The organism is Lonsdalea iberica, from assembly GCF_002111585.1.
GTDB classification, from domain to species: domain Bacteria; phylum Pseudomonadota; class Gammaproteobacteria; order Enterobacterales; family Enterobacteriaceae; genus Lonsdalea; species Lonsdalea iberica.
Map to the genome: position 1 here is coordinate 1 of NZ_LUTP01000067.1, position 11,184 is coordinate 11,184.

At 51.3% G+C, this 11,184-nt stretch carries 7 protein-coding genes and 2 pseudogenes; 6 read left to right on the forward strand and 3 right to left on the reverse strand.

Annotation, left to right across the window (positions count from 1 at the left end):
• The first annotated feature begins 320 nt into the window (after nucleotides 1-320).
• Complete coding sequence (locus tag AU511_RS17945; protein ID WP_338037731.1) at nucleotides 321-497, forward strand: Arm DNA-binding domain-containing protein; 177 nt, start codon at nucleotides 321-323, stop codon at nucleotides 495-497.
• Nucleotides 498-1,057: 560 nt separating this feature from the next.
• Here the strand turns inward: AU511_RS17945 and AU511_RS15880 are convergent.
• Together AU511_RS15880 and AU511_RS15885 are read right to left on the reverse strand one after the other, a co-directional pair.
• Entirely contained in the window at nucleotides 1,058-2,542 is a 1,485-nt protein-coding gene (locus AU511_RS15880) for an Ig-like domain-containing protein (protein WP_167372056.1), read from the reverse strand.
• Nucleotides 2,543-3,360: 818 nt separating this feature from the next.
• Nucleotides 3,361-3,947 (reverse strand): annotated as a pseudogene (locus tag AU511_RS15885) (transposase).
• A gap of 749 nt (nucleotides 3,948-4,696) precedes the next feature.
• On the opposite strand from AU511_RS15885, the gene tssD reads away from it, so the two are divergent.
• From tssD to fepB, 4 genes and pseudogenes are all read left to right on the forward strand, one after another.
• A complete protein-coding gene (tssD, locus tag AU511_RS15895) occupies nucleotides 4,697-5,191 on the forward strand; it encodes a type VI secretion system tube protein TssD (RefSeq protein ID WP_094110264.1) in 495 nt (164 codons plus the stop codon).
• 522 nt (nucleotides 5,192-5,713) lie between these two features.
• Complete coding sequence (grxB, locus tag AU511_RS15900; protein ID WP_094110265.1) at nucleotides 5,714-6,349, forward strand: glutaredoxin 2; 636 nt, start codon at nucleotides 5,714-5,716, stop codon at nucleotides 6,347-6,349.
• A gap of 550 nt (nucleotides 6,350-6,899) precedes the next feature.
• Entirely contained in the window at nucleotides 6,900-7,691 is a 792-nt protein-coding gene (locus AU511_RS15905) for an alpha/beta hydrolase (RefSeq protein ID WP_167372057.1), read from the forward strand.
• Between the two features lie 122 nt (nucleotides 7,692-7,813).
• Nucleotides 7,814-8,835, forward strand: a pseudogene (gene fepB / locus AU511_RS15910) (Fe2+-enterobactin ABC transporter substrate-binding protein).
• Between the two features lie 60 nt (nucleotides 8,836-8,895).
• On the opposite strand, the gene entS reads toward fepB, so the two are convergent.
• Entirely contained in the window at nucleotides 8,896-10,191 is a 1,296-nt protein-coding gene (gene entS / locus AU511_RS15915) for an enterobactin transporter EntS (protein ID WP_094110267.1), read from the reverse strand.
• A 168-nt stretch (nucleotides 10,192-10,359) separates the two neighbouring features.
• Between entS and AU511_RS15920 the strand changes: the two genes are divergently transcribed.
• Nucleotides 10,360-11,184: iron chelate uptake ABC transporter family permease subunit (locus AU511_RS15920; RefSeq protein ID WP_094110268.1), on the forward strand; the 825-nt coding region annotated here is incomplete at its 3' end.

Sequence of the window (11,184 nt, forward strand, 5' to 3'; positions counted from 1 at the left end):
AATAAATTTGTACGAAATACCACCAATCACGTGAAATATCTGATTTTATACTTTTATCAAAAATGAGAAGCAGGACGTGACTGAGCATGTGAAAAATTGACGACATTTTCAGGTTTTCATCATTTCTTATTGATTTAAACGGGGCTTATTTGTATTCGTCAGAAGAAAGGTAATTTCACGACAGCTCTTTACACATCCCCCAATACCAGTAGGTAAGCACGATCTGGTAAATCAATTTTACCCATCCGGATTTTACCCAATACTCGCCATTAAGCAGAACGACGCCACGTAACCAAAAGACAAACCCTATCGAGTGGCAGATGGAAGTGGCCTGTGTCTTTAGATTCCGGAATCAGGAAAAAGTGTGGCAAGTTCGATATCAGTTTGAGGGCAAGGAGAAAGTGCACACAATCGGGAAGTATCCGAAGATTTCCCCAGCAGTTGCCAGGGACACCATCACAACGCGAATCGACACGAACGCAAAAAAACGAATCTGAGATACAACTCATTCAAACCAGCCCCCAACAGTGAACCGAAGAGAATTGACAATAACAACATTTTACGAGCATATTTCGGGCATAGTCTCCACTTACTCACGTTAAACGTTTCGCAGGAGACAACCGTCGTCAGAAGGAGATGTTAGCAGAGCTGAGTCTTGGAAACCGCGTATCGAAAGTAAATTATCGAGAAACCTTCAAACCGGCGATAAAACGTCAGCTTATTCAGTTACCTGACCATGCTATTGTGATTAACATACGCGAGTTATACGAGCTCTAATTGCTGAGCTGGACGGGTTTCTCTACCAGCCCGCATTCAACGTGACGAACCAGTGATTCAGGCCCGTAAGTTTCGCCTCATCAATAACCCCCTCCCATCCTGGAAGGGGGTTATTCCGTAGAGAATTAATAATATTCAAAAGAGGTTACTTGAACGCAAGACGAAGTAGCCCAAATAATACTCCTCGCCATGGCCAATACCATCTACCAAGAAAGAGACCTTTTCAAAGTAATATTGAAAATAATTAGTTTATAACCTCACTATTGATAGGCAATCTGTATCAATATTTTTTTGCATAGGCGCAAACAGTGTTGTTTATATTGTAATTACCCTCTTTACCATTTTTGACGTTGAATGCGTGAGCGTAATAATATGAGGGATGCTCGCTCGTCCAGTACCATCCATTATTTTCATCTGTAACCCATCCTTCATAAGGGATCATGAAGCCCCACTCATTCAACAGCCGATTGAATTCGCTTGTCGTTGGGAAATCATTTTTTATTGTATACCAATACAATTTACCAAACTCAGTAAAATAGAGATCGATGGTAAAGCTATAATCCGTCGTTTCCCCCGTATCTACATCTGATACATGGATGGTATATTTTCTTTTAGGATTAACATTGCTTTTAGATTGGGAAAATCTGAATACCCCAGTGTGGTCGGAAGAAGACACCACAGATAACACATCATTACCTTCTGTGACGCTCCATGAATAATTTCCGCTCCCTCCCGATACATCCATGGAGAATTCAGCGTTATTCCAGGCCACTGTTGGTCCACCCGACGGGAACGTCTGGTTAACATTATATACTCTCAGGATGTTAAGGGGCGTTATCTCTTGAGAAAAGTGAACCGTAGCACTCGCCGTTTTGTCTCCCACGACCGCTTTAATCGTTACGGATTCCACTTTTTTGTCCTTGACAGAGGCATAAGCATTCCCGTCACTGTCAGTCGTGGTGGTGTACGATGTGCTGTCATTATCGAAGGTTGCACTACCAGAGGTCACAGTAAACGTAACCTGTTGTCCTGATAGTGGCTTAGATGTATCACTATCAATGACCGTAGCACACACGCGATTAACTGCATTTCCGTTTGCCTGAGCATTATCGGAAATTACGTCCAGAGTTAATGATATGTCCGTTGAGGCTGAAACAAAAGTGGCCGCCACTGAGTTGTAAACAGCGATGTTATCTTTGAGATAGGCAGTCAGTGTCGATTTACCGGCAGTGGTACTGGTAAACGGCAAAGAGGCCCTTCCCTTGCTGTCGGTGGTGATATCGGCACTATTGTTCCCATTGATAAAGATAGCGCCGTTCGTCAGCGCCACAGAAACAGCTGTACCTGAAACAGGTATCGCCCCGCTGAATGTCTGGAGTTCTACTTGGTTGTGGTCCTCCCCATCGGCCTTTGCGTCGTCAATCGTCAGAAGGAGAGTTAAGGTATCGACGTTATTATCTGACTGAGTAAATGTCGCAGCCAAGGAATTATGGACCGTGGCATCATTTTGAAGCTCGATATCAACCACCACAGTTTCGGCGACCGTATCAGCGAAACTGGCAGATACTGCCCCAAGGCTGTTACTTGAAACCACGATCGATGACGAGCCATTCGAAAAGACGGCGGACCCGCTGTTAATACGGAAAACAACATTCTCACCAGAAACATAATCGTTGCCATTCATAATAACGGCATTGGCGCTTATTATATCAGCCCCATTCGCTATTGCGGCGTTGGGAGTTAACGTAAAATTGACTATATTCATGATAAGTCTCCGGCGCGATATGCGCTGATTAAAGTTATTGTTGATAGCTTGAAACATTGACGAATACATATTCAATCCCACGTAAAACTCGGTATAACAGGAGAAAACTGGCACCTTGCTCAGAAGGCTTTAAATACCGGAGAAAAACGCAGGTTCGCGCATATTTTGCGCAGTATCAGTACAGAAAAACGGTTTTTTCCTACTAACGATGTCAATTTAGCAGACGTTTCAACGCTCAGCAGAGCGCTTACATGCTGACCGGAGTAACTATGGATAAGATCAAACCAAGTTACCACTATCCGGACCTTCAATAACGTTGCCCATAGGCTAAATATAACACTGTAATGAAAGAGAGATACATCGCTGAGGATCAATCCGTAGATCCACGTATTTGAAGAATACGTTTTTGTAATGAATATTGGGTTTCCCTTGGTGTCTGGCGCTAAACGACCCGATAACTGAACACGAAGCCCGTATTAATTATCGTTTCAACACGGCCTCACATGAATGAGCGGGGCACAAACCTGCCTTTATCCCTTTTGAATCAAATAAATAGTAGACACATTATGTTTATCATAAATTATCTAAACGAGAAATAAACGATAACGTCGGACAGAAAGTTCAGACACCGCGTGGCGAAGGATGGTGGATTTGACCCTAATTATCTCAGCTGTAGAATCAGCCTGATGAGTGAGAAAAATAGAGAATTCGATCTTCGTGTGCAGGTGAAGCCCACGATCATTCTTTGGATTGAAAAATGTCGCGTCATCAAAAACGATAGTTCGGCGGATACGCCTAAATAGCTGCGCCTAATACCGTTACACTTTTGCCAGTCCATGTTTTCCTCCGATGAATGGACGGAAGTTTTCAATAAAACGATGAACCTTTCTCGGCAACATCCACAATGAACGGCACTGCTGGTTGCGAGTTATTGTACCGTGCAGCGCGCCGGCAAGGTAATATATTTCATTTCCCCCCGGCGTTACGACGGTTTTATCTGCCCGCGTAACTGCCAGTCCGCACCGATTTTGAGATTGAGGTGGATATTCACTTCATCTTCATAAAATACCGGAGGCTCTGCGCTACATTTATCCAGGGTTTTGCGGATTATTGCCATCTTTCCATCTTTGTGCGGGTCTCGAATGCGCAGGGTCGGGACCGCCCTGCGCCTTACCAGTCCGGCAGGCAGCAGCCAACGACGAAAGGTTCCGGCATGTGACTGGCACCTGGTTATCTTTGATTTTTATTGCCAGTAACGCTGAACTCCTGCGTGAACGCTGATAACCCAAATCGCCGGGAGAGTGCTTTATCAGTTTACGCAATCGTGTGCGGATATGCGCAAAAGACCAGTCAATCTGCGGACATGGTTCTTGTCGCGTGTTTTATGGATCGCCTTCTGAATCAGGCGTCATTCGTCACGGGGAATAAGTGCTACAACCGGCATCGCTCAGTCCAATGGATGATTTTGTATCAGTTTAGCGATTGATGAGATCGCACAATCCGGGCTAAGTTCCCTCAAAGTGATCTCCAATTACAAGCAGCTATTTAGGTTGAGCGTCAATTGTTATGCAGCGCAAGAATGCCATTAAATAGACGTTTTATTTTTATCCATTGAATAAAAATCATGATAACCAATCTGCAAAAAGCTTATCACCCAAGTCGAAAGGACGTTTGCTTCTGATGATATGTGTCCGTATGGATTCTCTATGCCTGTTGGGCTGCGTCATTGCAATGTAAGCGAGAAGGGCGACGCCTTTTCTCATCAAGAGATAATTGATGTTCACCCACGCACTAATAAAGGCCTCTCGATCAGTTAAGGCTAAGGCCACGATGTAAGAGATAAATCGCGCATTGACCCTCCTCGCTAAAATTTTCTCAAACAGAGAGTCATTTTCGTGAAGATACCGTGATTAACAACTTTGCTTCATGGTTAACCAACCTGTTGATCTTGAATCAAAGCCTTTTTTTATAAGACGACGCACTCAAGATAGGACTAAATAAAATTTCACATAGCCAAATTTTTATTTCGATATGAAGATTGCTGTTTATTCCCATTGACTCAAAAAATGAATGCTGTAGATATTATATCGTCAGAAAGACAAAACAATTTTCTTTTGTTCGACCATTCCTCTCAGGATGGTCCAAGGAGTCACTATGTCTAACACGATATACTTGAAGTTGACGGGTAAAAAGCAGGGCTTGATATCTAAAGGCTGTTCGAACACTCATTCCAGCGGGAAGCGGTTTCATCTTTCCCATGATAATGAAATATCTGTCCATAAACTGATAAATACATTATCACGGGATGGTTACGATCCTTTTCGGCACGTTGACATCATAAAACCCATTGATAACTCCACGCCGCTATTAGCCAATGCGCTGAATCAAAAGGAAAGAGTCATTTGTGAATTTTTCTTCTACCGTACGGTCGATTACGGGAGAAAGGAGCTCTATTTTAAATTTATCCTGCAGAACGCCTTTCTCACCGATATTCGCTTTATTTACCCTAACTCACTGTTAAATAGCGATTGTAATCCACATGAAAGCGTATCTTTCGCCTACTCATCGGCCATTTTCGAACATGTGAAAGGGCAAACGCGATCTTTGCTGACAGGTAATAAATCCGTACAGCAAAGTGATTATATTTAAAACATGACGGCAAACACATGGAAACAAGAATAAACGAAACCATTATCAATTAGACAGTCGCAATTAAAGACATAATCTCTTTATTATATATATTAAGCACAGATTGACCCATCGGGGTTTGTCATAAAAGATGAAATAAAACCCATCATGTGAAAAACATATCATTTGTGTATGGATGAATTAATGTTGAAAAGGATTTTAGTTAAGAACAGGACGAAACTTTTATTTGGAAAAACAGACAGCATTTATAAACTGTTTCTTTATAGGACTGAACATATCACCGGAGAAATTTAAACTAACCGATCTTTTCTAAGAGTAAAAACAGTTGTTCCGCGCGTCACTATCGCGTACTCACGAGTGGATACCGCGCTGACGGTATCCCTATCTCGTGTCAGGTCGTTTCAATAGCCACTTTACGGTTGCCGATAGACTACATTATCTTAGCCATCGAATTATACGGCGGCGCGAAGGTCGAAGAGACGAGCAGCGTAACCGTTTTTCTTATCAGTAAGGTGCTAATCAATGAAACTTTTCATCTATGAACACTGTCCATTCTGCGTTAAAGCCAGAATGATTTTCGGTCTCAAGGCTATCCCTCATGAGCTGTCCGTCATGATGGAAGGCGATGTCGAGACGCCGACCCGCATGGTCGGACGCAAGGTTGTCCCGATATTGCAAAAAGAGGATGGCAGCTACATGCCGGAAAGCATGGATATTGTGCATTACGTCGACGCGATTGAAGCGCCGCTCATCGTCGACAAGCCGGTCGACCCGATCCTTGAAGCTTGGAGCAAAGCCGCCTCGGGTACGGTATTCAAATTGGCCGTTCCGCGTTTTACCAAAGCCGACTTCAAAGAGCTGTCTACGCCGGAAGCGCGTGAAGCCTACCGAATCCGGGAAGAAAAAGCCTTTGGCGATCTGGAGGCACTGATGGCGCAGACGCCAGAACTGGTCGCGAGCGTCGAGCAACAGCTCGCTGAGCTGGAGCCGTTGCTGGCACAGCCGACCGCCATTTCCACCAGCGACTTTGTCCTGTTCCCGGTACTGCGCTCTCTGACCATCGTCAAGAACATCCAGTTCGGCCCGAACGTCGCCGCCTACCTCAAACGCGTCGCCGATGCCACGCATGTTGACCTGTTTACCGCCAAAGCCCTGTAAAAGCCGCCACCTCACCCGGAGAGCGACAGCGCTCGGGTGAGGTCACCGCCAACCACGCTTTCAAGCGTCGCGTCGACCCAAATCAGACGTCCCCGCCGTGGTGCTGAAATAAACGCCACAGCCGGACACAGGGCGAAGATTCAAGATGGAACGTTTGGACTGCGGCGTATGTTCGTGGCGATTGACGAATGGGAGCGTTTTTACCTAGGCCGCTAAGGGGCTGGACACCATTGCGGCTGGGGCATCTAGGCTGACGCCCCGACGAGAATTCTATCTCAGGGTTCAGCGATTCAAACAGACGACGCGCACGGTCTCCCATCGACGTCGCCAAGATGTATTACGCGCGCATCCGTCACCTGATAAAGCCTGCCCGGTGGGCCTAGATCACTCTCGTCTGAAAACCGTTCGCCGCCGTGACCCTGCTGCTGGGGATTTGATATCGGGACACCGCGCTGGCGTCCATTCTGATCCTGCCTGGCGCCATCTTCACCGTGCATGGCCCCGCGGGCATCTTCTTCAACATCCCGAACGGCGGTTGGGAATGGCCAGCATGATGGAGCATCGGCCTGAACGCGCTGGCGTCGGTCGGCAACGGCCCTGGTGCCCTGAACCGACGAGATCGCGTCAAGCCAGATCCCGCTTTATCCTGGGCCTGTGCCTGACGCCAGACCCGGTGCTATTCTCTCTCTTGCCGCTGCGGCGTACTGCCGCAGCCGATTTATCTACAGCGAGGGACCGTATGGATAATTCACTGATCATTTTTTTGCACGGTATCGGCGGCTATGGCCGCTATTTCGCTTCCGTGGCCAAGCGTTGGCAACAACAGTGGCCGTCCACACATTTCGCCCTTCCCGATGGCCCTTTTTTCTTCACGCAAGGCGAGGGCTTTCAATGGTTTGATATCGACGACGATACTCCAACCTTACGCAACGCCCGCATCGTCGCCGCACGTACCTCATTCGATGCCATTATTCAGCAAGCGTTAGACCGATACCAGATGACGGAACACCCAGAACGGGTCGCGCTGGTCGGATTTTCTCAGGGCGCAGTCATGGCGCTAGATACATTGACGTCGGACCGCTGCCCCTATGGCGCAATCGTCGCCTTTTCGGGCTATCTGCCTGTGTTTACCGATGCCCACATTGCGCGCCGAACACCAGTCGCGCTGATACACGGCATGGAGGACGACAAACTGCCCTGGCAGTATAGCCAGCAGACGGAACGTGTATTGACGCAGGCCGGAGTTGATTGCGAACTACATTTGCTGCCAAACGTCGATCACCGCGTCTCCGTTGCGGGCGCCAACCTTGCCAACGACTTCCTCACTCGCGTCATGCGCTGATCAATCATCCTCCGGCGACGGGTCGCCGGAGGATTTCAAGTTGTGCGTCAACGTGGTTATCGTTTACTCTCCTCCCCGAATCCGAGCACTACCTTGTCCGTATCAGGAGGAGTCTGACGGCTATGCAAGGCTACGCCTATTCCCAATTTCCCCGGCTGTGCGCGCTCATATTCGGCGCCCTGCTCACCTTTATCAGCGGCTGCGATAATCAGAGCAGCGACAGTCCCACGACCCGCTCTTCCTCTGCCGCTCACGACGGTTGGCCGCGCACGTTCCAAACGTTAAAAGGCCCGCTGACGCTGCAACGTCCGCCGCAGCGCATCGTCTCCACCAGCGTCACCATTACCGGCACGCTGCTGGCAATCGACGCACAGGTGATTGGTTCAGGCGCCACCAGCCGTAACTCAACGGTGTCCGACGATCAGGCTTTTTTGTTCAATGGGGACAAGAAGCCAGAGCGCGCAACGTCAAACCGCTGTACATCACGGAGCCCAATGCGGAAGCCATTGCCGCAGCGTCGCCGGACCTGATCGTCATTGCCGCCACCGGCGGCGACTCCGCGCTGAAACTCTATGACCAGCTCTCCGCCATCGCACCAACGCTGGTGATCGACTACGGCGATAAGAGCTGGCAGCAGCTGGCCGAACAGCTGGGCGTGGCGACAGGCCGAGAAAAAGAGGCCCATGAGGTCGTCGACCGCTTCGAACAGCGCGTTCAGGCGATTAAACAGACGATTACGCTGCCTCCGCAGCCGGTTTCAGCGCTGGTGTACTACGAAGATGGTCGGGGGGTGAATATCTGGACTCGCGCTTCCGCGCAAGGCCAGCTTTTGTCGGAGTTAGGATTCCAACTGGCGGAACTGCCGCCTAATCTGCCGACCGAAACCAGCCAGGGTAAACGGCGGGACATCGTGCAGATTTCGGGTGAGAACATGGCCGACAGCCTGAACGGCAAGTCTTTGCTGCTGTTCTCCGCGGATGAAAAAACGGTCGGCAACCTGATGAATAACCCCTTCCTGCGCCATATTGACCCCGTCGTGCAACAGCACGTGTGGGCGATGGGGCCGGATACGTTCCGGCTCGACTATTACAGCGCCAGCAATATGCTGAACAATATCGAGCATTTTTTCCGTCAGCCTCAATGAGTCCTCTCCCCGATATGGCCGCGTCCCTGCGGCCTGCGTCACGCTTCCGGCTATCGTCGTCTAAGAGTGGCGCGCAGGGGATTCCGCAGCCTCATCCAACGCTTCGCTGACCGATTCTTCCTCATCGACCTGTCCGAAGGTGCACTGACGCAAAGGCCGAACCAGCAACATCAGCCCCAGTCCCAATATCGCCGCCGCGCCGCCGAATGACAGAATACTCAGCGCGGGCGTCATAAGCCGGGTCATTGCCCCCAGGCCCAGCGCGCCAAGCGAATCGCCGGTGACATCCTGCGCTGAACCCAGACTATTCACGCGCCCCAGCAGCCTGTCCGGGGTATGCGTCTGGATCAGCGTGAATTGCAGTAAAGAAGCGATCGCGTTGAGATAGCCGTAACACACCAGCGCCGCCAGCGCCACGGCGAAATAGCCCGCCACGCCCAACAACGCCACAGACAGAAACGCGCCGGTGGTGCAGCCCAGCAACACCAGCCCCGGCCGGCGAACGCCCGACACCCAACCGCTGGTAAACGCGCCCAACATCGCCCCCAGCGGCACCGCGGAGTACATCAGGCCGATGGCGGAAGGTCCGGCATGATAGACGTCGTTTGCCAGCGCGGGAAACAGTACCCGCATCGCGCCGATCATGCTGACCAGCAGACCGAGCACCACGACCCAGCCGACGACCGGATGCGAACAGACAAATTTCACGCCGCCCACCAGCGAACGCAGCGGATGCTCCGGCTCGCTGGCCTCCGGCTGAAGCGACGGCAGCCGCATCAGCGGGATCAGGGTGCCTAGCGTGCCGACAGCCGCCACGGCGAAGCTCCACCCGACGCCGCCCGCCACGATAATGACCCCGCCCAGCGCGGGCGACAGGATCGCGCCCAGTCGTACCGTCAACATACTCAGCGCGCCGGCGGCGGGGAGATTCTCCCGCCCGACCAGCAGCGGGATCACCGCCATCAGCGCCGTCATGCCTAATGCACCGAAGAATCCATCCCAGGCGGCCAGCACGTATAGCGCGAAGAGAGACGGCGAGCTGGAAAAGGCATTGATACTCAGCGCGACAAAGCCCAGCCCGCAGGTGCCGCGGGCGAACAGGATGAGCTTCCGCCGGTCGAAACGATCCGCCAGCACGCCCCCGCACATCAAACCGATAAACATCCCTACGCCATCAAGCGCCACCGCCACCCCAACCTGCAGGGTGGAACCGGTCATCGACTGAATTTGAATAGGGACGCCCACCGCCAACATGCCGAGCGCGAAGACAGACAGCATTCTGGCGACGAAAATCGCACGAAAATGCGCATTGTTTTTTAGCAAACTGAAGTCAAGCAAGATGGAGGATTTAGCCATAATATTCCGTGAAAATAAGGTGATATTGCCAGTTCAGCAGCGGCTGAATGGCGTCAACACGCGGTCTACGTCAATGTATTTGCTCACAAAGGCATGCTAACATAGCAGCTCGATAACATTAATGATAATCATACTCATCTTCACACATTAAGGAGCTGTTCGTTGGCGATGTCACTTCCTTCGCATCAGGCGCCTGTCGCCGCCAATCAGCCGCCCCCCCGTTACTCTCAAGCCCTCGGGCGTCACGTCGGTATACTGTTGTTTCTACTGCTGCTGGCGCTCGTGGTTGTCGCCAGCCTAACTATCGGGGCCAAGTCAATTTCTCCCGTCGTGGTCTGGCAGAGCTTGACCGGCCAGCTCGACACGGCCGATAGCACCATCATTCTTAACGCGCGCCTACCGCGCACGCTGGCGGGCATCATCGTCGGTCTCGCGCTGGGCGGCGCGGGCGCCGTGATCCAGGCGCTGACCCGTAATCCGTTGGCCGACCCCGGCATCCTCGGCGTCAACGCGGGCGCCAGCTTCGCTATCGTGATCGGCATTACCTGCTTCGGCATCAGCAGCATGACCGCCTGGCTCGGCTTCGCCTGGATGGGCGTACTCATCACCAGTCTGGCCGTCTGGCTGATCGGCACGCTCAGTGGGGGGCGCATCAACCCGATAAGGTTGACGCTGGCCGGCGTGGCGCTCAGCGCGGTCCTGAGCGGTCTGTCCTCGTCCATCTCACTGCTCGACCCGCAGGCGTTCGACCAGATGCGCATCTGGGAAGCCGGAACACTGGATATCCGTTCGCTGCGCAACATCGGCATCGTCACGCCGACCATCCTGTTGGGCGCGGTACTGGCACTGTTGGCCGCCCGCTCGTTGAACGCGCTGAGCATGGGGGAAGATATCGCGATGGCGCTGGGCACCCGCGTCGTGCTGATCCGCGTCGTCGCCGTGCTGGCCATCATGCTGCTGTGCGGTTCGGCGACCGCGCTGGCGGGACCGATT